At 60.4% G+C, this 23,525-nt stretch carries 20 protein-coding genes; 17 read left to right on the top strand and 3 right to left on the bottom strand.

The window, feature by feature from the left end; translation table 11 throughout:
• Nucleotides 1-2: 2 nt before the first annotated feature.
• The gene (locus DMO26_RS22295; RefSeq protein ID WP_117194360.1) at nt 3-959 is read right to left on the bottom strand and encodes an ABC transporter permease; all 957 of its coding nucleotides are present in this window, start codon (nt 957-959) and stop codon (nt 3-5) included.
• Between the two features lie 216 nt (nt 960-1,175).
• Complete coding sequence (locus DMO26_RS22290) at nt 1,176-2,825, bottom strand: ABC transporter substrate-binding protein (protein ID WP_117194359.1); 1,650 nt, start codon at nt 2,823-2,825, stop codon at nt 1,176-1,178.
• Between the two features lie 287 nt (nt 2,826-3,112).
• Here DMO26_RS22290 and DMO26_RS22285 point away from each other — a divergent pair, with 287 nt between their 5' ends.
• From DMO26_RS22285 to DMO26_RS22245, 9 genes are all read left to right on the top strand, one after another.
• Nucleotides 3,113-4,021, top strand: coding sequence for a dihydrodipicolinate synthase family protein (locus DMO26_RS22285; RefSeq protein ID WP_117194358.1), 909 nt, complete (start codon nt 3,113-3,115; stop codon nt 4,019-4,021).
• A gap of 14 nt (nt 4,022-4,035) precedes the next feature.
• Nucleotides 4,036-5,232, top strand: a complete 1,197-nt coding sequence (locus tag DMO26_RS22280) for a sialidase family protein (protein ID WP_117194357.1) — start codon at nt 4,036-4,038, stop codon at nt 5,230-5,232.
• Between the two features lie 233 nt (nt 5,233-5,465).
• Nucleotides 5,466-6,602: an iron-containing alcohol dehydrogenase gene (locus tag DMO26_RS22275; RefSeq protein ID WP_117194480.1), complete on the top strand. Its 1,137-nt coding sequence runs from the start codon at nt 5,466-5,468 to the stop codon at nt 6,600-6,602.
• A gap of 24 nt (nt 6,603-6,626) precedes the next feature.
• Nucleotides 6,627-7,607, top strand: coding sequence for a 4-hydroxythreonine-4-phosphate dehydrogenase PdxA (gene pdxA / locus DMO26_RS22270; RefSeq protein WP_117194356.1), 981 nt, complete (start codon nt 6,627-6,629; stop codon nt 7,605-7,607).
• Between the two features lie 225 nt (nt 7,608-7,832).
• Entirely contained in the window at nt 7,833-9,359 is a 1,527-nt protein-coding gene (locus tag DMO26_RS22265; RefSeq protein ID WP_117194355.1) for an ABC transporter substrate-binding protein, read from the top strand.
• Between the two features lie 91 nt (nt 9,360-9,450).
• The gene (locus DMO26_RS22260; RefSeq protein ID WP_162895024.1) at nt 9,451-10,392 is read left to right on the top strand and encodes an ABC transporter permease; all 942 of its coding nucleotides are present in this window, start codon (nt 9,451-9,453) and stop codon (nt 10,390-10,392) included.
• Nucleotides 10,392-11,270: an ABC transporter permease gene (locus DMO26_RS22255; protein WP_117194354.1), complete on the top strand. Its 879-nt coding sequence runs from the start codon at nt 10,392-10,394 to the stop codon at nt 11,268-11,270. Before DMO26_RS22260 ends, DMO26_RS22255 begins: the two co-directional genes overlap by 1 nt.
• The gene (locus DMO26_RS22250; protein ID WP_117194353.1) at nt 11,271-12,479 is read left to right on the top strand and encodes an amidohydrolase/deacetylase family metallohydrolase; all 1,209 of its coding nucleotides are present in this window, start codon (nt 11,271-11,273) and stop codon (nt 12,477-12,479) included.
• Between the two features lie 31 nt (nt 12,480-12,510).
• Nucleotides 12,511-13,035 carry a RidA family protein gene (locus DMO26_RS22245; protein ID WP_117194352.1) on the top strand — a complete coding sequence of 175 codons (525 nt, stop codon included), beginning with the start codon at nt 12,511-12,513 and terminating at the stop codon, nt 13,033-13,035.
• A 13-nt stretch (nt 13,036-13,048) separates the two neighbouring features.
• Here DMO26_RS22245 and DMO26_RS22240 read toward each other — a convergent pair whose 3' ends face one another.
• On the bottom strand, nt 13,049-13,888 hold the full coding sequence (locus DMO26_RS22240; protein WP_117194478.1) for an IclR family transcriptional regulator: 840 nt from the start codon (nt 13,886-13,888) through the stop codon (nt 13,049-13,051).
• 102 nt (nt 13,889-13,990) lie between these two features.
• Between DMO26_RS22240 and DMO26_RS22235 the strand changes: the two genes are divergently transcribed.
• The 8 genes from DMO26_RS22235 (at nt 13,991) to DMO26_RS22200 (ending at nt 23,496) form a co-directional block, all read left to right on the top strand.
• Nucleotides 13,991-15,187: an aminotransferase class V-fold PLP-dependent enzyme gene (locus DMO26_RS22235; protein ID WP_117194351.1), complete on the top strand. Its 1,197-nt coding sequence runs from the start codon at nt 13,991-13,993 to the stop codon at nt 15,185-15,187.
• Between the two features lie 36 nt (nt 15,188-15,223).
• Nucleotides 15,224-17,053, top strand: a complete 1,830-nt coding sequence (locus DMO26_RS22230) for an ABC transporter ATP-binding protein (RefSeq protein WP_117194350.1) — start codon at nt 15,224-15,226, stop codon at nt 17,051-17,053.
• A gap of 443 nt (nt 17,054-17,496) precedes the next feature.
• Complete coding sequence (locus DMO26_RS22225; protein ID WP_117194349.1) at nt 17,497-18,531, top strand: ABC transporter substrate-binding protein; 1,035 nt, start codon at nt 17,497-17,499, stop codon at nt 18,529-18,531.
• A 5-nt stretch (nt 18,532-18,536) separates the two neighbouring features.
• The gene (locus tag DMO26_RS22220; protein WP_117194348.1) at nt 18,537-19,352 is read left to right on the top strand and encodes an ABC transporter ATP-binding protein; all 816 of its coding nucleotides are present in this window, start codon (nt 18,537-18,539) and stop codon (nt 19,350-19,352) included.
• Nucleotides 19,349-20,170, top strand: a complete 822-nt coding sequence (locus DMO26_RS22215) for an ABC transporter permease (protein ID WP_117194347.1) — start codon at nt 19,349-19,351, stop codon at nt 20,168-20,170. Before DMO26_RS22220 ends, DMO26_RS22215 begins: the two co-directional genes overlap by 4 nt.
• A 40-nt stretch (nt 20,171-20,210) precedes the next feature.
• Nucleotides 20,211-21,569: an FAD-dependent oxidoreductase gene (locus DMO26_RS22210; RefSeq protein ID WP_117194346.1), complete on the top strand. Its 1,359-nt coding sequence runs from the start codon at nt 20,211-20,213 to the stop codon at nt 21,567-21,569.
• On the top strand, nt 21,566-22,723 hold the full coding sequence (locus DMO26_RS22205; protein WP_117194345.1) for a CaiB/BaiF CoA transferase family protein: 1,158 nt from the start codon (nt 21,566-21,568) through the stop codon (nt 22,721-22,723). The genes DMO26_RS22210 and DMO26_RS22205 overlap by 4 nt, the downstream gene beginning before the upstream one ends.
• A complete protein-coding gene (locus DMO26_RS22200; protein WP_117194344.1) occupies nt 22,720-23,496 on the top strand; it encodes an enoyl-CoA hydratase-related protein in 777 nt (258 codons plus the stop codon). The genes DMO26_RS22205 and DMO26_RS22200 overlap by 4 nt, the downstream gene beginning before the upstream one ends.
• Nucleotides 23,497-23,525: the final 29 nt, after the last annotated feature.

Raw genomic sequence — 23,525 nt, 5'->3', positions numbered from 1 at the left:
CGTCAGCGGCTCCTTTTGGCGTCATTGGCGCGCGGGTCGAGCAGCGGATAGAGAATGTCGACCAGGAGGTTGGAGATCATCACCAGGAAGGAGCCGATCAGTGTGATCGCCAGGATGACCGGATAATCCGAATTGATCAGCGCCTGCACGGTGAGGCGACCGAGACCCGGCAGGCCGAAGACCAGTTCCACGAAAATCGCGCCGTTGACGATGGTAATCATGATCAGGCCCAGTTGGGTGATAACCGGCGTCAGCACCGGCCTCAGGATGTGACGCAGGGCGACCATGATTTCCGGCACGCCCTTGGCGCGGGCGGTGCGGACGAAATCCTCCGACAGCACTTCTATGACGGCGGCGCGCGTCTGCCGCACGATCAGCGCGATCGGCTGGAAGGACAGCACGACCAGCGGCAGCAGAATGCGCACGTCGAAAATACCGCCCCATCCATAGGGCACCTTGACGCCTGGCAGGAGCACGATCAGCGCCACCATCAGGAGCGGACCGGCGACATAGGCCGGGATTGCCCAAAGGAAGAGGGCCGAGCCGAGGATCGTGTAATCGATCCTGGTGTTCTGGTTGAGGGCTGCCAGCATACCGAGCGGGATAGCGACGACGGCGGTGAGGATGACGGAACAGAGCGCGAGCTGGAACGAGACGGGGGCCGCGGCGCTGACCAGGGCCCAGACGGAACGGCCGGAGCTCAGCGAGTTGCCGAATTTCCCCTGAACGAGGTTCCAGACGTACCAGGCGAACTGTTCGATGAAGGGTCTGTTGAGGCCTGCACTTTCGCGGATCGCCTCGATGCGCTGCGGATTATAGGCCACGTCGCCGGGCGCCCGGAGGAAAATGAGCTTGATCGGATCGCCGGCGCCATAAAAGGCCAGCGCATAGACCGCCAGCATGACCAGCAGGACGGATGGAATCCAGATCGCAAATCGTGTGGCAACGTAACGCAACACCGCCGAAAATCCTCCCGCATGGGGCCGGAAACCGGTGGCGATGGGGGTTTCCTGACGCGTTCATGCATTCCGATCGCGACGCCGTGTCGCCGCGACATATTTCTGAAATCCCACCCGATCCACCCGGACAGGAAAGCAATGCGCGACGGTTGATCGCGCCGCGCATTGCGCTTTGGCCGAACCGTCACCGGTCCGGACCGTCGATCGGCTGCCGCCTCAGCCGATCGAAATCTCCCAGGGTTTTGCCACCTGCCAGTCGAGGTTCTTGTCGATCCCCTTGACGGTCTTTGTAGCCCAGCGCGACATGGCCTGAGCATACCAGGGAATGAAGGCATAGTCTTCACGGAAGGCCTTCTGGGCCTCCTGCGCGAGTGCTATGCGCTTGGGATCGTCAGCCGCTTTGGTGGCCGCTTCCGCAAGCGCTGAATCGACCTTGGCATTCTTGTATCCTCCGAGCTTGTTCTGCGCGTTGGACGAGGTCGAGGCGATCGAACCCTGCAGATAGGAGACGGCATCCGGCACGCGGGTGCCGACGTCGTCGCGGAAAATCTGCACGGCATTCTGGTCCGGGCCGGCGTAAGAGTCCTGCTGCGGCTTCATGTCGACCGCAGTGATGCCGAGGTTCTGGCGCCACTGTTCGGCGATGAACTGCGCGGCCGCCTCGATCGCCGGGCCGGAGACGCCGACGAAGAGCAGCTTCGGCAGGCGCTCCGGGCCGCCATACTTGGATTCCTTCAGCAACGCCTTTGCCTTTGCCGGATCAAAGGAATAGGGCTCGAAACCGGAATTGTCGGCACCCGGGACCGAGTTGATGACCTGATCGGTCTTCTTGTGCGGACCGTCGGGATATGAAGCCTTGATGAGGCCGTTGCGATCAACCGCCATGATCAGCGCCTGACGCACCTTCGGGTCGTCCATCGGGGCTCGCGAGGTGTTGAACCAGAAATGCTGGCTGGTCGGGATCAGCGGGCCGTCGGAAAATTCCTTGCCGAGATCCTGCACGATCGTCGAGGTAACAAGCTCGGTATGGGCGTTGAACTCGCCGGACTTGATCAGCGAGGTGGCCGTGACGTTGTCTTCGATCGAGGTGATCTCGATGCGGGCGAGCTTCGGTTTCGGCCCGAAAAATTTTTCATTCGGCTCGAAGATGAGCTTGCCGGCGTCGAGGTCGATCTTGGTCAGCTTGAACGGGCCGGAATAGACGGCCTTGCTGTCCGGCATGTACCAGTCCTGCACCTCTTCGCCATCGCTGCCGCGCGACTGCGAAGCCTTGGTGATCGGCACGATATGGTTGGCGACGCGCATGAAGAAGATTGGATCGACTTCCGAGAGCGTCACGACGACAGTGCCTTCATCCGGTGTGGCGATACCGGAGAGTTCCTTCGCCTTGCCGCCGCTGACATCGGCATAACCGGCGACTTTCGCGAGAACCTGATCGGCACGCTGGTTCTTGGTGTTCGGCATGGCCGAGACGTTCCAGGAGCCTTGGACATCTTTCGAGGTGATCCTGCTGCCGTCGGAGAAGGTGGCTTTCGGATCGAGCTTGAAGGTCCAGACCTTGCCGCCCTCGGAAGGGGCCCAGCTCGTGAAGACGTAGGGGTGAATCTCACCCTTCTCGTCGAAATACATCGGCGAGGCCCACCAGATCGAGTTCCAGCGATAAGGAACGCCGCCGCCGCGCAGCGGCGACCAATCCTGGTTGAAGGCTGGATTGGCGACTTTGAGAACTTGGCCTTCCGCCGCCATGACGATACGGGCATTGCCGCCGAAAACCGATGCGGCGATCGTCGCGCTCAAGCCAAGCGTCAGAGCTTCCCGCCGGGAAAATCGCGTTTTGTCGGCAAAGCCGTCTTTTCTCTTGGTCATTCCATCCTCCCACGTGGAAATGCGGGCCTGTTCCTCCCGGCCGCAAGTTGGGTTAACATTCGCGCGATATTGTAAATATGTCAATATTGTTTCCGAATTTTTCGACATGACTGCAATATGCCGTAAAATATCATTTAGAATCATATTGTTAATTTAGAGGTGTAAAATGGTTCGTAGTTTTTGCGTTGACAACTATGCGTATATCGCGCCAAAACTGATGTCGATCACGCTTATCGACGTGCCTGATTGTCGCCAATTCTGGGATGGCGCGGGAGTGGGAGGATAACATGTCAGACAATTATGCTGTTGCGGGCGTCTATTGCGCGGCCGCGACACCGGTCGATGCAAACGGCGAGCCGGAACTCGGCCTGTTCACCGCTCACTGTAAGCGCCTGCTTGCGGAGGGCTGTCATGGCGTTGCCTTGCTTGGCACCACCGGCGAGGCCAATTCCTTCTCGATCGCCGAACGTCAGACGATCCTGGAAGCGGCCCTGAAGGCGGGCATCGCGCCGAGCCAATTGATGCCGGGTACCGGCCTTGTTTCCATTCCGGATACCATAGCGCTGACCAAGCATGCGCTCTCCCATGGCGTCACCAGGGTCGTCATGCTGCCCCCATTCTACTACAAGGGGGTGAGCGATGACGGATTGTTTGCTGCCTATTCGCAAATCGTTGAAAAGATTGGAGACGATCTTCTGCAGATCGTGCTTTATCACATTCCGCAGATCTCCGGCGTGCCGCTATCGCTGGCGCTGATCGAGCGATTGGTGAAGGCTTTCCCGAAGACGATCGTCGGAATCAAAGATTCCGCCGGCGACCTTGCCAACATGCAGGCTATCGTCGCGGCGCTGCCCGGCTTCTCGGTGTTTGCGGGCGCCGATCCGCTGATGCTCCCGCTGCTCAGGTCCGGGGGCGCAGGCTGCATCACGGCAACCTCCAACCTCGTTGCGGATTCGCTTCGCGTCATTTTCGACAATGTCGCGGATCCAGCCAAGGCCGCCGAAGTTGAGGCGGCGCAGGCGCGCATCAATGCCTACCGCACGCTTTCAAATTCCTATGTACAAATCCCCACGATCAAGGCCATGGTTGGCCTGAAGACCGGAGAAGGGAACTGGCGTAGGGTGCGGGCACCGCTCATGACGCTCACCGACGCCGAATTCGGCGATCTTTCGGCGAAATATGCCGAACTTCCGTAAGTGGATGATATGCCATGACCTTTACCGCTCTCGATCCCGCCGAGGTTCCGACGCTCATGACGGGCAAAGTTCGCCCGAACGCCACGAATGACGCTCGTTTCGATGCCTATCTGCCTTCCCCCTGCGTGCAGAACCATGCAGCAAATCTTGCATTTCTGCCTGACGGGACGCTCACCTGCGTCTGGTTCGGCGGCACGATGGAGGGTATGGGCGACATTTCCGTTTACATGTCGAGGTTAGCGCCCGGCGAGACGACTTGGTCGCAGCCGGAAAAACTCAGTCACGATCCGACGAAATCCGAGCAGAACCCTTTGGTCTTCATTGCGCCGGATGGCGCAATCTGGCTACTCTACACGTCGCAGACATCCGGCAACCAGGATGGTGCGGTTGTCAAGAAACGCGTGTCGACGGATGGTGGCAGGACATTCGGGGACGCAGAAATTCTCTGCGATATTCCTGGTACGTTCATTCGCCAGAGGATTGTCGTCAACGCCGACGGCGCTTGGCTTTTGCCGGTTTTCCGTTGCGTGACCGAAGCCGGTCGACGTTGGACGGGCGATATCGATCGTGCCGGCGTGCTGATCTCACGCGATGCCGGCAAGAGCTGGCAACTTGTCGAGGTGCCTGAAAGTGTTGGCGCCGTTCACATGAACATCTTGCCGGTGCGGGGCAACAAGATGGTCGCCTTCTATCGCAACCGGTTTGCGACACGCATATTGCGCAGCCGGTCCGGCGATGGCGGCATGACCTGGAGCAGCCCGGAGCCGACGGAACTGCCCAACAACAATTCCTCCATTCAGGCAACGCGTCTTGAAGATAATGCAATTGCAATGGTTTATAATCATTCGGATGCCGGTATGTCCGATGCTCGGCGGCTGTCGCTCTATGACGAGATCGAAGATGTCGAGGGCAGTGAATCTGTAGAGGAAGCCGAAGTTGCGTCCCGTCAGAACTGCGCTGTTTGGGGCGTGCCGCGCACGCCGCTCAGCCTGGCGATCTCGCGCGACGGAGGCGAGACATTTCCAATCAGATTCGATCTTGATATGGGTGATGGCTACTGTCTCAGCAACAATTCCACCGACATGTTGAACCGGGAATTCTCCTACCCCTCGATTGTTCAGGGGCCGGATGGCGTGCTGCATGTTGCCTATACCTATTTCCGCCGTGCGATCAAATATGTGCGGCTGGAGCCTTCCTTCTTCGGGATTTGACAAGTTCTGACAGCTGTTCGGCACGCAGGAGGGCTTTCCTGTCGTCGCCGTTATGTACGCCTATATTTGATATTCTTGAAAGAATTGCGTCCGTTGTTCTTTCCAGCGCTGGCCCGTAAGAGGCAAATTTAGGAAACGCGCGTGCGGTGCTTGCCAATAGAGCATGAAAGATATAACAAATTTACATCTATTGAGTGCGAGCGGTTCCGTTTGCGTGGGAAGAGGTGATGCGCATGGACAGTTTCAGCAAGCCGATCACGATGGTCCGGCCGTCGATCATCGAATTCGGCATCGGTACCGCCGAACGTCTTGGCGCATGGGCGACCCAAGGGAAGTTCGAGCGCATCCTAGTGATTTCCGACGCCTTCAATGCGCCGCGCGCCGACCTGCTTGGTCTCAAGGGGGAGGTTACGATATTTGGCGAAGTGCGTGCCGAGCCGGATACGAACGATCTCGCCAGGGTGCTGGCGACCGCAAGTCAGGCGAATGCCGATCTGATCGTCGGGTTCGGCGGCGGCAGCGCCATGGACCTCGCCAAGCTCGCCGCTGTTCTCGCGGGTTCCCCCCAGACGCTCGCTGACGTCGTCGGCGCCGGCAAGGTCGCTGGTCGCAGAAAGGCAGCACTGGCGCAGGTGCCGACCACGTCCGGTACAGGCAGTGAAGCGGGTATCCGTGCCCTCGTTACCGATCCTGCCACCCAAAGCAAGCTTGCGGTAGAAAGCATTCATATGCTCGCGGATATCGCGGTCATCGATCCGGCGCTGACCTTCACCGTGCCACCCCGGATCACTGCCGCAACCGGCGTCGATGCCATGGCACACTGTGTCGAGGCCTACACCAATCGCAAGGCGCACCCGGCGATCGATCTCTATGCCATCGAGGGGGTGCGGCTGGTCGGCAGATATCTTGCCCGCGCCGTGGCCGACGGCAATGATGCGGAAGCCCGAGCCGGATTATCGCTTGCCTCGCTTTATGGCGGCTATTGCCTTGGCCCGGTCAACACGGCGGCCGGTCATGCGCTCGCCTATCCGCTCGGCACCCGCTGGCACATGGCGCATGGCGCGGCCAACGCGTTGATCTTTCCGCATGTGCTTGCCTTCAATACGCCTGCTGTGCCGGAAAAAACCGCGGCGATTTTGGACGGACTCGGGCTCGGGCATTCCGGCGGCACGGCGGGCTCTGTCTTCGAGGCGGCGCACGCCTTTTGCGCCGCGCTCGATATCGAGATGAAACTCTCGAAGGTCGGCGTGGCGGAAGCGGATCTCGGCATTATGGCCGATGATGCCTTTGCCATCCGCCGGCTTCTCGATAACAATCCGCGCGACCTGTCGCGCGCCGATATCCTGGCGATCTACGAAGCGGCATATTGAGAGCCGAGGGAAGGGCATCCGACCATGAACAAGGATACGCGTATCGCGATTACGCTGGGCGACCCGGCGGGCGTGGGGCCGGAAGTCATCGTCAAGGCGCTCACGGCGTTGCCGGAGGCGGAGCGTGCCTATTTCACCGTAGTCGGCAATGTCGAGGCACTGGAGCGGGCAAACAAATCCTGCGGTACCTCGCTTGCCTTTTCCACAATGCCGAAAGTGGGCGCGGTCACAGTCGACGAAGTGACGATCGATGGTGCTCTGCCGGCGATCGGCAAGGTGAACCCGGTCGCGGGTGACGCTTCGGTGCGGTATATCCGCCGGGCTGTTGAAATGGCGCTGGCGCACGATGTGGACTGTATCGTCACTGCGCCGATCAACAAGGAAGCAATGAATCTCGCCGGCCATCACTACGATGGCCATACCGGCCTGCTTGCGCATCTCACGGGCTCGAAAAGCTCTTTCATGCTGCTTGCTTCGGAGCGGCTGAATACGATCCACGTCTCGACCCATGTCTCGCTCAAGGGCGCGATCGAGCGGGCAAAGACCGAGCGGGTACTGGCGACGATCGAGGCCGGTCACCAGCATTTCATGCGGATCGGCAAAAAGGCCCGCATCGCGGTTGCCGGGCTCAATCCGCATTGCGGCGAAAACGGGCTGTTCGGCACGGAGGATACGGACTTCCTGGCGCCGGCCGTCGAGCGGGCGCGTGCCAAGGGTATCGACGTGGTCGGGCCGATCTCCGCCGATACAGTTTTTGCGCGCGCCTACAACGGCGCCTTCGATCTGGTTGTCGCGCAGTATCACGACCAGGGCCATATTCCGATCAAGCTCGTTGCCTTCGACAGCGCCGTCAACGTCTCGCTCGGCCTGCCGATCGACCGCGTTTCGGTCGATCATGGCACCGCCTTCGATATTGCCGGTACCGGCAAGGCAAATCACGTCAACATGCTCTCTGCGATTTCCTACGCACGGCTGATTGCAGGTGGGAGCAGGGGCCGCGGCTGACGCTTCGGCAAATCAGACCCGAGAGATCGGTATTGCTTCGATGTCGCTTTGCCGCCGCCCCGGCTTGTCCGGGCGCGGCGCAATCCGTTTCGCGCTGCCCTTTGTCCTGCCTGATACGCATCACGCGCAGTGCTCCTTTGTTGCCATTGACACCGCTTTTGCACTCTGTATTCTGTTATAAAAGTTGCTATAACATAATTGTGGAACGCAAAACGGGAGACTGACATGAAATTGAAGCTTGCATTCCTTGTTGCAACAGCCCTTGTGGCTGCCCCATCATTCGTGATGGCGCAGGAAAAGGGTGGCGTCGTCAACGTTGCGACGATCGGCGAACCGCCGACCCTCGACCCGATGACCTCGACCGCCGATCTCGTCGGCATCGTCACGCAGCACATCTTCGAGACGCTCTACACGTTCGACAAGAAGTGGAATGTTACGCCGCTGCTCGCCGAGAGCCTTCCGGACGTCACCGCCGATGGCAAGACCTACACGATCAAGCTGCGCGCCGGCGTCAAGTTCCACGACGGGAGCGACATGGCCTCCGATGATGTCGCGGCGTCGCTCAACCGCTGGACCAAGCTCGCCTCGCGCGGCAAGCAGGCCGCCGGTTTCATCGAGTCGATCACCGCGACCGATCCGTCGACCGTCACAATCAAGCTGAAGCAGCCTTATGCGCCGCTCGCCTCGCTGCTCGCCTTCAACAACTCCGCCGCAATCATCATTCCGGCCGAGAAGCAGGTCGACACAATGACCGATTTCGTCGGCACCGGCCCGTATATGCTGAAGGAACGCAAGGCCGATCAATATATCCAGCTCGTCCGCTTCAAGGATTACAAGGCCCGCTCCGGCGAGAGCGATGGTTACGGCGGTGCCCGCAAGCAGTATCTCGACGAGATCCGCTTCGTACCCGTTCCGGACCCGAACACCCGCGTGGAGGCGGCGGTTTCCGGCCAGTACGACTATATCGACTCGCTGCCGGTCGAATCCTTCGACAAGCTGAAGGCTTCCAAGGCGACGCAGCCGCTGGTCCTGAAGCCGTTCGGATATCCGGTCTTCGTCTTCAACACGGCTGAAGGCGTCGCCAAGAATGTCGCGGTGCGCAAGGCGATCCGCCAGGCGCTCAGCATGGAAGACATGCTGGCGGCAGCTTTCGGCAGCAAGGACTTCTATGCGCTCGACGGCAACATCTATCCGGCTTCCTATACTTGGTCGACGGATGCCGGCGTGAAGGGCAATTACAACGTCGCCGATCCGGAAGGTGCTGCCAAGGCTGCCAAGACCGCAGGTTATGACGGCAAGCCGGTGCGCATCCTGACCAGCCGCCAGTACGAGTTCCATTACAAGATGGCGCAGGTCGCCGCCGAATATCTGAAACTTGCCGGCTTTCAGGTGGACATGCAGGTTGTCGATTGGGCGACGCTCACGCAGCGCCGCACCGACAAGGCGCTTTGGGATATCTACATCACCCATAGCCCGTTCCTGCCGGAGCCGGCGCTGATCGGTTCGCTTTCGGCAAGTTCGCCCGGCTGGTGGGACACTCCGACCCGTAAATCGACCGTCGACGCTTTTTCTGCTGAATCGGATCCAAAGAAGCGCATCGAGCTTTGGGCGAACGTTCAGAAGGCCGTCTATGACGAGGCTCCATTTATGAAGATCGGCGATTTTAACGCCGTCTCGGCGATGTCGACCAAGCTTCAGGGCGTTGATCCGGCTCCGTGGCCGTATTTCTGGAACGCCTCGATCAAGAAGTAAGCGCGAGGAATGCGAATGCCGGTCCAGGGTCTGCTTGCCGGACCGGCATCCGTTCGCGATCCTGTCCGGGTGAGGACATAGGAACCGCCCCATGATACGTTACATCCTCCAGCGCCTTGCCGGCATGATCGTCGTGATGTTCCTGGTCGTGACGATCGTCTTCGTGATCGTACGCGTGACGCCCGGCGACCCTGCGGCCGTTATGCTCGGCCCTGACGCCACACCGCAGGACGTTGCCGAACTGCGCACGAGGCTCGGTCTCGACCAGTCGATCCTGGTGCAATATGTCTTTTATATCGGCCAGTTGCTGAAGGGCGACCTCGGCCAGTCGATCTTCCTCAACATGCCGGTCACCTCGGCGCTTCTCGACCGTGCCGAACCGACCTTCTTCCTGACGATCTTCTCGCTCGCGATCGCCAGCATCATTGCATTGCCGATCGGCATCTATGCGGCCTACCGGCGCGGCTCGTTCATCGACCAGGCTTCGACGACGCTCGCGATGCTGTCCGCCAGCATTCCGAGCTTCTGGCTCGGCCTCATCCTGATGCAGTTCTTTGCGGTGCGCTTCAATTTCTTCCCCGTGTCGGGTTATGGGGGGCCGGGTGCGAGTTTCCTGGAGCGCATGTATCACCTGACGCTGCCGGCCTTCGCGCTCGGCCTCGTCTCCTCGGCGCTCATCCTGCGCTTCACCCGCGCGTCGATGCTCGACGTCTTGAGCGACGACTATATCCGCACGGCCCGCGCCAAGGGGCTGATCGAGCGGAAGGTCATCCTGAAACATGCGCTGAAGAATGCGCTGATCCCGATCCTGACGGTCATCGGCCTCACCGCCGCCGTGCTGATCTCGGGCGCGGTCGTCACCGAAACCGTCTTCGGCCTGCCGGGTGTCGGCAATCTCGTCGTCTCCGCCGTATTGCGCCGCGACTACCCGGTGATCCAGGGCGCGCTGCTTGTCATCGCCGGCCTTTACGTCCTCATCAACTTCGCGATCGACATGCTCTATCTGCTGGTCGATCCCAGGGTGCGCTACTGATGGCCGATATCGCAACGACTACTCCGAAACCGGCTGCCAGTGAATGGAGCAAATTTCTGCGTCGTTTCCTGAAGCGCAAGACGGTCGCCGCCGGCCTTGTGGTGATCGTGATTTTCGTGGCTCTCGCCGTCTTCGCGCCATGGATTGCGCCTTATTCGCCGTCTAAGCTTTCGATCGTCAACCGGTTGAAACCACCGAGCGAGATCTACTGGTTCGGCACCGACGAATTCGGCCGCGATGTCTTTTCCCGGACCATCTATGCCGGTCGGCTGTCGCTCCTGGTCGGTGCCGCCGTCGTGGCATTGTCGGCCGCGATCGGTGTCACGCTCGGTCTGCTTGCCGGTTTCTTCCAGAAACTCGACACGCCGATCGCGCGCCTCATCGATGCGATGATGGCTTTTCCGGACATCCTGCTGGCGATCGCCCTCGTTGCGGCGCTCGGCCCATCGCTGACCACGGTCATCATCGCGCTGTCAATCGTCTATTCGCCGCGCCTTGCCCGCATCGTCCGCGCCTCGACGCTGGTCATCCGCGAACTGCCTTACGTGGAAGCGGCGAAGGCGCTAGGTATCTCCACCTTCCATATCATGACGCGTCACGTGCTGCGCAATCTTGTGTCGCCGATCTTGGTGCAGGGCACGTTCCTGTTCGCCAGCGCCATGCTCGCCGAAGCCGGCCTTTCTTTCCTCGGCCTCGGCGTCAGCCCTGAAATCCCGACCTGGGGGACCATGATTTCCGCGGGCCGCCAGTATGTCGGCCAAGCGGACTGGATGACCTATTTCCCTGGCTTCGCCATCATTCTTTCCGTTCTGTCGCTGCAAATGGTCGGCGACGGCCTGCGGGACATGCTCGACCCCAGACTTCGAAAGGACCTTTAGATGACCGGTGAAAAAGCGGGCAAACCGCTCCTCCTCACCAATGTGAAGCCGATGGCCTTCGGCGCAAACTCGGTCTCCGGCATGACCGACATCCTCGTCGGTGCCGACGGCAGGATTTCCGCTATCGGCCCGCAGCTTATAGCGCCGGCTGATAGCGAGCGCATTGACGGCAAGGGTGCATGGATCTCGCCCGGCTGGGTCGATCTTCACGTGCATATCTGGCATGGCGGCACGGATATCTCCATCCGCCCCTCCGAATGCGGCGCCGAGCGCGGCGTCACGACCCTGGTCGATGCAGGCTCCGCCGGTGAGGCCAATTTCCACGGGTTTCGCGAATATATCATCGAACCGTCCAGGGAGCGCATCAAAGCCTTCCTGAACCTCGGTTCGATCGGTCTCGTCGCTTGCAACCGCGTTCCGGAGCTGCGTGATATCAAGGATATCGACCTCGATCGCATCCTGGAATGCTATGCGCAGAACAGCGAGCATATCGTCGGTATCAAGGTGCGCGCGAGCCATGTGATCACCGGTTCCTGGGGCGTCACCCCGGTCAAGCTCGGCAAGAAGATCGCGAAGATCCTGAAAGTGCCGATGATGGTGCATGTCGGCGAGCCGCCGGCGCTTTATGATGAAGTGCTGGAGATCCTGGGGCCCGGCGACGTCGTCACCCACTGCTTCAACGGCAAGGCCGGCTCGAGCATCATGGAGGATGAGGATCTTTATAACCTTGCCGAACGCTGTGCAGGGGAGGGAATCCGCCTTGATATCGGTCATGGCGGTGCCTCTTTCTCCTTCAAGGTGGCGGAAGCGGCCATCGCGCGCGGTTTGCTGCCGTTCTCGATCTCGACCGACCTGCACGGCCACTCGATGAATTTCCCGGTGTGGGATCTCGCGACGACCATGTCCAAGCTTCTGTCAGTCGGTATGCCGTTCGACAAGGTGGTTGAAGCGGTTACCCATCACCCGGCGTCGGTCATCAAGCTTTCGATGGAAAACCGGCTTTCGGTCGGCGAACGGGCGGATTTCACTATCTTCGACCTCGTCGATAGCGATCTCGATGCGACCGATTCCAACGGTGACGTCTCGCGCCTGCAGAAACTGTTCGAGCCCCGCTATGCGGTGATCGGGTCGGAAGCGATCGCAGCCAGCCGCTACATTCCGCGCGCCCGCAAGCTCGTCCGTCACAGCCACGGTTATTCGTGGCGGTGAGCGGCATTCAGAAAATCACCAAAGAAATAGCATGACAGGAGTTTACGTGAACACGTCTCCAGCAAAAGCCGCCCAAGGTTTGCAACCCGCCGCACAAACCCCTTACGATCGCCTGATCGCGCTCGGCATCACCCTGCCGCCGTCACCTCCGCCGATTGCCAATTTCGTGACGCATGTGCTGGAAGGCAACATGCTTTACCTCTCCGGCCAAGGGCCGCGCGAAGTGAGCGGCTATCTTTATGCGGGCAAGGTTGGCGGCGATGTGGACGTCGAACTCGCCTATCGGCATGCACGTCTGGTGGGCATCAATCTGCTGGCCGTCATGCACGAGGCGCTTGGCGATCTCTCCCGGGTGAAGCGGGTGGTGAAGCTGCTTGGCATGGTCAATGCCGTGCCGGAGTTCGAGGATCATCCGAGTGTCATCAACGGCTGCTCGGATCTCTTTATCGAAGTCTTCGGTGAAGCGGGCCAGCACGCCCGTTCGGCTGTCGGTTTCGGCTCGCTTCCCGGCAATATCACCGTCGAGATCGAGGCGATCGTCTCGCTCAACGACTAAGGAAGGGCAGGGATCAGTGGTTGCGCCAACCCATCAGCTTTTCGATCCGCTGAGCGGAAGCACGCACGTGCTCCGCGTAGTGGCTCTCGTCGGAAAAGACCTTCTGTTCCGGCAGCACGATGGAAATGGTCGCGACGCAATGTCCGTCCCGATCGCAGACCGGCGACGCGATGCAGGCCACCGCATAATCAGACTCCGCGACTTGGATCGACAGCCGATCTTCAAAAGCCTTGCCAGCCGAATTGGACAACGTGCGAGCGTCTATCTCGGCACGGCCGGTCGGCGAAGTGCGGGCGCAGCGCTTGAACAGTTCGATCCGCTCGGCTTCGGGCAGATGGCCGACGAGAAGCCGGCCGGAGGCCGTCCAATTGAGCGGCACCCGGGTGCCGACGCGGGAGGCGACCTGGTAATGGCTCGGACCATCCGCCATGGCGAGCACCAGCATGTAGTCGCCGTCGCGGCCGCAGACCTGCACGGTCTCGCCCGCCTGGCGGCAAAGATCGTGCATTTCGTGGGTGGCGACGCTCATGAAATCCAACGATCGGGCATAGGCGAGGCCGTAATGATAAAGCCGCGCGCCAAGCCAGATCGAACCGTCCGCATTGCGAGCCAGCATGTTCTTTTCGACGAGGTCGTCGATGATGACATAGACGGTGGAAAGCGGCGCCTTCACCGCCTTGGCGATCGCATAGGCGCCGGTGGGCGCGCCCGTTTCATAAAGATAATCAATCACCTGCAGCGCACGATCGATGCCGCTCACACGCGAGCGGCGCACCCCCTTGGCTTCGGTTTCCTCGGAGGACGAGGCGTCTTCGGGAAATGCTGCAGATGAAGTCTTGGCGTCCAACTCGATATTCCTCGTGGGGCTCCGCGTATGATTTCGAGAGGCTATTACATTACTATGGCATAGTTGTCGATGGCAAATCGAAGCTGGCCAGCATTGTGGAGAGACAGAATGTCCGATGATATCCGCACCAAGATCGGCCTGCGTCCGGTCATCAATGTTTCCGGCACCATGACCAGCCTTGGGGCTTCGATCGTCGTTCCGGAGGCGATCGAGGCGATGGCGGCGATCCTGCCGCAATTCGTCGAGATCAACGACCTGCAGCGCAAGGCGAGCGCCGTCATCGCCCGGCTGACGGGTGGGGAGGCGGGTTTCGTCACTGCTTCCTGCTCCTCCGGCATCAGTCTTGCGGTTGCGGGCGCGATCACTGGCAATAATCTTCTGGCAATCGAAAAACTGCCGGATGTGACGCCGGAAAAGAGCGAGGTCATCGTTCAGATGGGGCATGTGGTGAGTTATGGGGCGCCAGTGGACCAGGCGATCCGGCTGGCCGGCGGCAAGGTTGTCCTTATCGGCCAGGCCACATCGACGCATCGCTACCACATGGAGCAGGCCATCACCGAGAAGACCGCCGCCGCCGTCTACGTCGTGTCACATCACGTCGTCGACTACGGCCTGCTGCATCTCACCGAATTCGTCGAGATCGCTCATGCCAGAGGCGTGCCGGTCATCGTCGATGCCGCCTCCGAATACGACCTGAAACTGTTTCTGGCACAGGGCGCGGATATCGCGCTCTATTCCGGCCACAAGTTCCTGGGTGGCCCGACCTCGGGCATTGTCGCCGGAAGCAAGGAACTCGTCCGCAACGCCTTTCTGCAGAACATGGGGATCGGCCGCGGCATGAAGGTCGGCAAGGAAAGCGTCTATGGCGTCATGGCGGCGCTGGAGGCCTGGGAGAAACGCGACCATGTGGGCATCCGCGAGCGCGAAACCGGCTACCTGAACCTCTGGAAGCAGACGCTGGACGGCCGCCCGGGGATTACGGCGCTGATCGAGCCGGACCCGACCAACAATCCGCTCGACCGCATGCGGGTGATCGTCTCGCCGCCGGAAGCGCATATCACCGCCTGGGATCTCGCCGCCGCACTCGGCCGCGGCAGCATGCCGGTGATCGTCCGCGATCACGAGGTAGAGCACAACTACTTCTACCTTGACCCGTGCAACCTGCATCCCGGCCAGGAAAAGATCGTCGCGACGCGCCTTTCGGAAGAACTCGACAAGGCACGCGCGTCCAACGAGATCATCGCGACCCCGCTCGAATATCGCAGCAAACACCGTTTCGACAGCCTGCTGCGCTGGCCGGACTAAGTCCGGAAGCGACATAACGACAAGAAGGGAACGGTCATGGCCAACTCACAAGCACAAGTCGTCCAACCCGCTCAGGTCCTCTCGGTCGAGAATCTGACCACGTCGTTCAACGTCGACGGTGAATGGAAGCCGGTCGTGCGCGACGTTTCCTTCACGGTCGCGCCGGGCGAAACGGTGGCGATCGTCGGGGAATCCGGTTCGGGCAAGAGCGTCACCTCACTGTCCATCATGCGGCTCCTGCAGGAAGGCGTGAGCCGCATTCAGGGCAGAATCCTGCTCGGCGGCCGCGATCTGCTCGCGCTTCCCGAACAAGAGATGCGCAAGGTACGCGGCAACGAAGTTTCGATGATCTTCCAGGAACCGATGACGAGCCTCAACCCGCTCTTCACCATCGGCGACCAGATTTCCGAGGCGCTTCTGTGCCACAAGGACATGTCTCCAGCCGAGGCGAAGGCTGAAACGATCCGACTGCTTGAAAAGGTTCGTATTCCGTCGGCCGCTTCACGCTTCGACGAATATCCGCACCGTTTTTCCGGCGGCATGCGGCAGCGCGTCATGATTGCCATGGCCTTGGCGTCGAAGCCGAAGCTGCTGATCGCCGACGAGCCGACCACCGCCCTCGACGTAACCATCCAGGGCCAGATCCTCGACCTTATCAAGATGCTGCAGGACGAGGAGGGCACGTCCGTCCTGTTCATTACCCATGACATGGGCGTCGTCGCCGAGATCGCCGACCGCACCGTGGTCATGTATCGTGGTGAACAAGTGGAGACCGGCGCGACCGCCGACATTTTCCATCGCGGCAAGCATCCTTATACGCGTGCTCTTCTCGCTGCTGTACCGGTGCTCGGTTCGATGCAGAAATACCAGCGGCCGCTACGCTTCCCCGTTGTCAACAATGCGACCGGCTTATCCGACACGCCGGTCGAAGTGGCGGACACGGTCGCCAGAGAAAAACCAATCTTACAAGTGAAAGGCCTCACCAAACGCTTCGATATACATTCCGGCCTGTTTGGACGCCTGAGCGGCCGCGTTCATGCAGTGGAAAACGTCTCCTTCGATCTTTTTGCCGGCGAGACGCTTTCGCTGGTCGGCGAATCCGGCTGCGGCAAGTCGACCACCGGCCGCGCCATCATGCGGCTGATCGAGCCAGAATCGGGTTCGGTCACTATAGAGGGGCGCGACATGCTCGCGCTCGACAAGCGGGAAATGCGCGAGATGCGCAAATCCGTGCAGATGATCTTCCAGGATCCGTTCGCATCGCTCAACCCACGCATGAGCGTCGGCCAGGCAATCGCCGAACCCTATCTTGAACACAGGATGGGGACCTCGAAGGAGGCGAAAGAAGTCGTCGCCGACATGCTGCGCAAGGTCGGTCTGGCGCCGGACATGGCAAGCCGTTATCCGCACGAATTCTCCGGCGGCCAGCGACAGCGCATCTGCATCGCCCGGGCGCTTGCCTTGCAGCCGAAAGTGATCGTCGCCGACGAAAGTGTCTCGGCACTGGATGTCTCGATCAAGGCGCAGGTCATCAACCTGATGCTCGACCTGCAGCAGAGCCTCAATCTCGCTTTCCTCTTCATCAGCCATGACATGGCTGTGGTCGAGCGGGTGAGCCATCGCGTCGCAGTCATGTATCTCGGCGAGATCGTCGAGATCGGCCCGCGCGCCTCGGTATTCGGCAATCCGCAGCACGAGTATACGAAGAAGCTGATGGCAGCCGTGCCGGTTCCGGATCCCGACCGCCGGCGCGATAAGCGCGCAGCCGCTGCCGACGAGCTGAAAAGCCCGATCCGGCCCGCGGACTACGCCGTCAAGCCACGGGAATATCGCGAGATCTCCCCCGGTCATCTGGTCGCGCTTTAGGCAATGCGGCCGGGATGAAGATAGCTGGCAGGTCCTGTCTTCCATCCGCGACGACAAAAATATCGGCTATTGGCAGCCGAAAATTGATTGGATCTCCACAAGGCGAAGCCATGGCAATCACCGGCATGTCGCACTTCATCCTTGAACCCACCCCCTTGTGAAGGCGGCATCGCGTAAGGTAAGTTATGGAACTAATTCGAGATCGTCGTGGAAATGTCGTGGCAATCCCGAAGGAGACGAATCGCATCTCGGATGCAAATTCATCCCCGCCGAAGTTGCTGATCGCCCCTCAGCAGATCGCGCGTTCTAATATCGGCAACATTCAGTCCTAAATATTGTTCTTTATTAGAACGCCTCCTTGCGCCATCCTCTGTTCAATCCGGCGACGAGACCGGCTCTTTCAAGCGAAAACAGAACGGCTACAAGGCCAACAGGGGAACTAAATGTCTCATTTTCCGATGAATCGCCGTCGTTTCATATCCAATGCGGCTGCCTTGGGCGGTCTTGCCGCGACATCGAGTTTTGTCGGCATCCGTGCCGGCAAGGCCAAGGATACGGCTAAGGTGCGCATGCAGCTCGGCTGGCTCGTTTCGAACGGCGTGCTCGGCGAAGTCGCAGCCATCAAGAAGGGTTTCTTCGAGGAACAGGGTATTGAGCTCGAGATCGTTCCGGGCGGCCCAAGCGTTGATGGCGTCGCGGGTGTCGCTTCCGGCCAATCAGCGACTGGCCAGATTTCCTCCAGCCCATCCGTGATGCTGGCCCGCTCGGCAGGCATGCCGGTCAAGGCCTTCCTCTCCGGCTACCAGAAACATCCATTCACATATTTTTCGCTGAAGAATAAGGCGATCAAGACGCCGAAGGACATGATCGGCAAGACCATTGCCACCCAGCCGACCGCCTTCATCCTGCTTCGCGCCCTTCTCGCCAAGAACGGCATCCCGGAAGACCAGGTGAAGATGGTCAACATGGGTTCGGACATGAATCAGCTGATCACCGGCCAGGCCGACGCCGTTACCGGCTGGCTCACCAATGTCAACGCGCTCGACGTGCTCGGCGACAATCGGGTCGACATGATGCTATGGGACAGCGGCCTGCAGCTCTACGCCAACGTCTATTACACGACCGACGAGCAAATCGACAAACACTCGGATGTTCTCGAACGCTTTACCCGCGGCGCCGCAAAGGGGTGGGGTTATGTGCGGAACAATCAGAAGGAGGCGGTCGACATGCTCTGCTCCGCCTACCCGATCCTCGACAAGTCGAGCGAACTGCGTGCCGTTGGCCCCTGCGTCGATTTCTCCTTCGGTGACACGACCAAGTCCGCCGGTTGGGGCACTATGAACCGGGACAATTGGGCGGCGCAGATCAAGGCCTATGCCGACCTCAAGCAGTTCAAGGGTGCGGTGCCGACAGTGGATGATGTCGCGAATTTCTCCATCCTCGAAGCAACCAAAGACATCCGTAAACAGGTAGGATAATCGCCATGTTGGGAGCCGCAAAGCTGATGCCGAGCGTTCCACGCACCGAGCCGGCCGCCACGGCGGTTTCGATCAGGAATCTCTCTGTCCGGTTCGGCGACAGGAGCAACGAATTCACCGCACTGTCCGATGTCTCCGTAGAAATTCCGGAAGGTGCCTTCGTCACCATGCTCGGGCCGTCCGGCTGCGGGAAATCGACGCTCTTGAGATGCGTGGCGGATCTTGTCCATATCAGCGACGGGTCGATTTCCGTGTTTGGCCGCAGTCCGCGGGAAGCGCGCGAAGGCCGCGACTTTGCCTTCGTTTTCCAGGACGCAACGCTGCTTCCCTGGCGCACCGTGCTCGACAATGTCCGGTTGCCGCTGGAAGTCGGCAAACATGCCCAGAGCGGCGATCATGCAGACCCGCATGAGCTGCTCGCCATGGTCGGCCTGAAGGGGCGCGAAAATGCACTCCCTCACGAACTCTCCGGCGGCATGCGTCAGCGCGTAGCGATCGCCCGCGCGCTGATCACGCGACCGCGTATCCTCCTGATGGACGAACCATTCGGCGCGCTCGATGAGATCACCCGCGACCGTCTGAATGAAGAGCTGCTACGCGTCTGGCAGGAAACGGGAACGACGATCCTGTTCGTCACCCATTCCATTCCAGAAGCCGCCTTCCTCGGTCAAAACGTCCTGATGCTTCAGGCGCATCCCGGCCGGGTCAAGGAATTCATGAAGGTGGAATTGCCCTTCCCGCGCTCGCTTGCCGTGCGCGACACGGTGGAGTTCATCAGGGTGACTGCGCACCTGCGTGGGCTGTTGGAGGAATGCCTATGAGCCAGGTCATCTCGTCAAGGGTCGATACGCATCGCAAGATCGCGTTTCTCGATGCCACCGCGGGCGTCCTTGCCAAACACATGCCGGCGATCTCGGCGGCGATCGGCCTCGTCGTTCTCTGGCAACTGGTCGTCTGGTTCTTCAAGGTCCCGGCCTTCATGGCGCCGAGCCCGATCGACGTCGCCCATGCATTTGAGCAGAATGCCGGCATCCTCTGGACCAACACGCTGCCGACCTTGCTTGAGGCGGTGCTCGGCTTCTTCTTCGGCAATCTCGTTGCGATCCTGCTGGCGATCTGGTTCGTGCACAGTTCGACGGCGGAAAAAGCCTTCTATCCGATCGCCGTCTTCATCAAGGCGATCCCGATCATCGCACTCGCGCCGATCCTCGTCCTGATCTTCGGCAATGGACTTGCACCGAAGATCATCATCGCCGGCCTGATCTGCTTCTTTCCGACGCTGGTCAACATGGTGCAGGGCCTGAAATCCGCGAGCCCGGCCATGCTGGACCTGATGCGGGTTCTTTCGGCCAGCAATAGCGAAATCCTTTGGAAGGTGCGGCTGCCGAGTTCCATGCCGTTCCTGTTTGCGGCCTTGAAGATCGCCGCGACCAGCAGCGTCATGGGAGCCATCGTCGCCGAGTGGATCGGTTCCAGCTTCGGGCTGGGCGCGGTCATTATCGAAGCAACCTACAATTTCCGTTCGCCGCTGCTTTACGCGACCGTCGTGATCGCCGCGGCCCTTGCGGTTGTCCTCTTCTTCATCGTCTCGATCGTCGAAGCCCGGATGATCCGCTGGAAGCCGACCGGCTCGCACTGAGCGGCCCGCTAGCTCATCCGGTTCTTGGGAGTTTGAACCAATGCAACAGACTGTTTTTCAGGCGGCGCGCGACGTCGCAGTGGTGGACCGTTCCGATGTGGTTGTCGTCGGTGGAGGACCGGCAGGCATTTCGGCGGCAGTTTCCGCAGCCCGCAACGGCGCGAAGGTGACGCTGCTCGAACGTTATCCTTATGTCGGCGGGCTTGCCGCCGGCGGCATGGTGCTGGTGCTCGACGACATGATCAACCAGCTCGAAATCACCGTGCAGGGCATCTGCATGGAAATGATCGAGCGAATGAAGAAATGGGATCTCTGCGTCACGCCGACCGGCCGCGACCGCGAACTCGACATCCGTGAGACGCCGGAAGCCTGGCGGCGCTGGGCGCGCTGGGGCCTGTTCGATTTCCACACCCAGTCCATGCCGCACCCGATCTGCTTTTCGGCCGCTTTCGATCCGGATGGTTTCAAGCGCGCATCCTATGACGTGCTGTCCGAAGCCGGCGTGAAGCTGCGCACACATAGCTGGTTTTCGTCCGCGATCATGGAAGGCAAGACCATCAAGGGCGTCATTTGCCAGACCAAGTCCGGCATGGAAGCCATCATGGGCGATGTCGTGATCGATACGACGGGCGACCTCGACGTCGCTGCCTCCGCCGGCGCCTCGCATGTGGAATCCAACTTCATCCTGACCACCGTCTCCCGCTGGGGCGGTGTCGATACGGATGCCGCCGAACGCTTCGAATTCGAAGAGCCGGAAGCCTTCAAGAAGGTCGATCACGAGGCAAAACGCCTGATCGGCGGCTGCTGGTCCTTCTGGTGGCTGAAGACCCCGCTGCCGGGCGTCGTCTGGCTCAATTGCCCGCATATGCCGAACCTTTCCGGCCTGAAGACGGAAGACCTGACCAAGGCGGAGCTGGAAGGCCGTCGCCGAATCCAGAACCTGCTCGATTTCGTCCGCGAAAAGATGCCGGGATTCGAGAAGGCCTATGTGGTGGATTTCGCGCCGCAGACCGGCGTGCGCCAGACCCGCCTGCTGGAAGGTGAATATGTCGTCACCAAGGACGACGTGATGAACCGCATCCACTTCTCCGACACCGTCTGCCGCGGCCGCGATTATTATACGCCCTATCGCTCGATGCTGCCGCGCGAGGTAGACCAGTTGATCGTCGCCGGCCGACACTATTCGGCAACGCCGCAGGCGCAGAAATCGAGCCGTGAAATCCCGCCCTGCATGGCGATGGGCGAAGCGGCGGGCGTTGCCGCGACCGTGGCGCTCAATGCTGGAACCACCGTTCGGAAAGCCGATATTCGCGCGATCCAGAAACAGATGCGGGCGCAGGGTGCAGATCCTGGCGACATCCCGTCCGACAATGCAACATTCCTGGAGGCAGCGGAATGACATCTCTCCCACTCGACGGCATCCGCGTGATCGACTTCACGCAGGTCATGCTCGGCCCCTGCTGCACTCAGACGCTAGCCGACTATGGCGCCGAGGTCATCAAGATCGAGAAGGCGAAGATCGGCGATCTCTCCCGCTGGTCGCTCGGTTCGGACCCGGACGGGCTCAACAACCCGGTCTTCTGCTCGCTGAACCGCAACAAGAAGAGCCTCGCGCTCGACCTGAAGCTCACGGAAGCGCGGGACGCCGTGCTCTCCCTGATCGAGAGCGCCGATGTGGTTGTTAACAATTTTCGCCCTGGTGTCATGGAGCGGATGGGCTTCGGTTACGAAGACCTGAAGAAGATCAACAAGCGGCTGATCTACGCGGTCGGAACCGGCTTCGGTCTTACCGGCCCCTATCAACACAAGGGCGGGCAGGACATCCTTGCACAGGCGCTTTCGGGGGTAATGCGCCGCAAGTCGGACAGCACGCACCCGACCTCGATCTACGCGACGCCGCTCGCCGACTATTCCGCCGGCATGCATCTCGTGCAGGGTATTCTGCTCGCACTGCTGCAGCGGGAAAAGACCGGCGAAGGCCAGCAGGTGGCAGTTAGCCTCTACAATTCCATGCTCGCCATGCAGATGCAGGAAGGTGCGGCACACATGATGCGCGACAAGGACCTGAATTGGGGCGCCTTCCCGCTAACCGGCGTGTTCGACACGACGGACGGCGCGATCGTCATGGTCGGCGCCTTCAAGCAGAACCCGTTGCAGGACATCTGCAAGGCGCTGGAAATCGAGGACCTGTCGGTGCAGGAGCGCTACAAGGACTTCGATTCCCAGATGGCGCACCGCCCGGAACTGCAGGCGATCTTCCGCGAGAATTTCGCGAAAAACAGCAATGCCTATTGGTTGAAGCGGCTGGAAGGCGTCGATATTCTCTGCGCTCCGGTGCGCAACATCGCCGAAGCCCTGAAGGACCCGCAGACGGTCATCAACAAGATGATCCTCGAAGCAGGTGAAACCGCCGCCGGACCAATCCGCCTGATCGGCTCGCCGATCGACATGTCGGCCGCGCCGGTTTCAGTGCGCATCTCGCCACCGCGGCTTGGCCAGCACAATGACGAGATCCTGGCCTTGCTCGAAACCAGGCGCGGAGACGCGGCATGACGGTTGGATTTTCCGTCGAGAACCGGGTGGCGCGGGTCACGCTCGACCGACCGGAACGTATGAATGCGGTCGATGCTGCGACCGAGAAGGAATTAGACGCTATCTGGACGGAGATCGAAGCGCGCGACGACATTTCCTGCGTCGTCCTGACCGGCAGCGGGGCTAAGGCCTTCTGCACCGGCGCCGACCTGAAGGGCGGCGCCACGAAGACAGGCCTTGAATATTGGGCGGAAAGCCGCGCCAACGGTTTTGGCGGTATCGCCTTCCGCAAGTCGTTGGACGTACCGGTGATCGCTCGGGTCAACGGTTATGCGCTTGGCGGCGGTTTCGAGATGGTGCTCGGCTGCGATATCGTCATTGCCGCCGAGACTGCGAAATTCGGCCTGCCGGAAGCGCGTGTCGGCCGTATGCCGCTCGATGGGGGCATGGTCCTCTTGCAGCGGAAAATTCCCCACAATCAGGCGATGGCGGTCATGCTGACTGGCCGACAGTTCGCCGCGGCGGAAATGCAGGCCTTTGGCATCGTCAACGAGACGGTACCTTTTGAAGAACTGGATGCCGCCGTCGAAAAATGGGTAAAGGAAATTATCGCCTGCGCTCCGCTTTCGCTCAAGGCGATCAAGCAGACCGTTAATCGTACAGGCCATCTCAGCCCCGCGGAAGCTCAAGGATTGCGCACTCCCGCGCTGATCCGCGCGCTTCAGAGTGAAGATGCCATTGAAGGGGTTGCGGCTTTCCGCGAAAAACGCGCGCCGGTTTGGCAGGGTCGGTAGGCATGGTATGAATTTCAGGATCTCGGGGG

The sequence above is a fragment of the Rhizobium terrae genome, from assembly GCF_003425685.1.
GTDB lineage: Bacteria > Pseudomonadota > Alphaproteobacteria > Rhizobiales > Rhizobiaceae > Neorhizobium > Neorhizobium terrae.
Note: the sequence above shows the minus strand (reverse complement) of the source record. Positions and strands in the feature narration are given on the sequence as shown.

What these genes read in the sequence shown, in the direction of transcription:
- DMO26_RS22290 (WP_117194359.1), bottom strand. Translation starts at nt 2,825, where the DNA reads ATGACCAAGAGAAAAGACGGCTTTGCCGACAAAACGCGATTTTCCCGG.
- DMO26_RS22285 (WP_117194358.1), top strand. Translation starts at nt 3,113, where the DNA reads ATGTCAGACAATTATGCTGTTGCGGGCGTCTATTGCGCGGCCGCGACA.
- DMO26_RS22280 (WP_117194357.1), top strand. Translation starts at nt 4,036, where the DNA reads ATGACCTTTACCGCTCTCGATCCCGCCGAGGTTCCGACGCTCATGACG.
- DMO26_RS22275 (WP_117194480.1), top strand. Translation starts at nt 5,466, where the DNA reads ATGGACAGTTTCAGCAAGCCGATCACGATGGTCCGGCCGTCGATCATC.
- pdxA (WP_117194356.1), top strand. Translation starts at nt 6,627, where the DNA reads ATGAACAAGGATACGCGTATCGCGATTACGCTGGGCGACCCGGCGGGC.
- DMO26_RS22265 (WP_117194355.1), top strand. Translation starts at nt 7,833, where the DNA reads ATGAAATTGAAGCTTGCATTCCTTGTTGCAACAGCCCTTGTGGCTGCC.
- DMO26_RS22260 (WP_162895024.1), top strand. Translation starts at nt 9,451, where the DNA reads ATGATACGTTACATCCTCCAGCGCCTTGCCGGCATGATCGTCGTGATG.
- DMO26_RS22255 (WP_117194354.1), top strand. Translation starts at nt 10,392, where the DNA reads ATGGCCGATATCGCAACGACTACTCCGAAACCGGCTGCCAGTGAATGG.
- DMO26_RS22250 (WP_117194353.1), top strand. Translation starts at nt 11,271, where the DNA reads ATGACCGGTGAAAAAGCGGGCAAACCGCTCCTCCTCACCAATGTGAAG.
- DMO26_RS22245 (WP_117194352.1), top strand. Translation starts at nt 12,511, where the DNA reads ATGACAGGAGTTTACGTGAACACGTCTCCAGCAAAAGCCGCCCAAGGT.
- DMO26_RS22235 (WP_117194351.1), top strand. Translation starts at nt 13,991, where the DNA reads ATGTCCGATGATATCCGCACCAAGATCGGCCTGCGTCCGGTCATCAAT.
- DMO26_RS22230 (WP_117194350.1), top strand. Translation starts at nt 15,224, where the DNA reads ATGGCCAACTCACAAGCACAAGTCGTCCAACCCGCTCAGGTCCTCTCG.
- DMO26_RS22225 (WP_117194349.1), top strand. Translation starts at nt 17,497, where the DNA reads ATGTCTCATTTTCCGATGAATCGCCGTCGTTTCATATCCAATGCGGCT.
- DMO26_RS22220 (WP_117194348.1), top strand. Translation starts at nt 18,537, where the DNA reads ATGTTGGGAGCCGCAAAGCTGATGCCGAGCGTTCCACGCACCGAGCCG.
- DMO26_RS22215 (WP_117194347.1), top strand. Translation starts at nt 19,349, where the DNA reads ATGAGCCAGGTCATCTCGTCAAGGGTCGATACGCATCGCAAGATCGCG.
- DMO26_RS22210 (WP_117194346.1), top strand. Translation starts at nt 20,211, where the DNA reads ATGCAACAGACTGTTTTTCAGGCGGCGCGCGACGTCGCAGTGGTGGAC.
- DMO26_RS22205 (WP_117194345.1), top strand. Translation starts at nt 21,566, where the DNA reads ATGACATCTCTCCCACTCGACGGCATCCGCGTGATCGACTTCACGCAG.
- DMO26_RS22200 (WP_117194344.1), top strand. Translation starts at nt 22,720, where the DNA reads ATGACGGTTGGATTTTCCGTCGAGAACCGGGTGGCGCGGGTCACGCTC.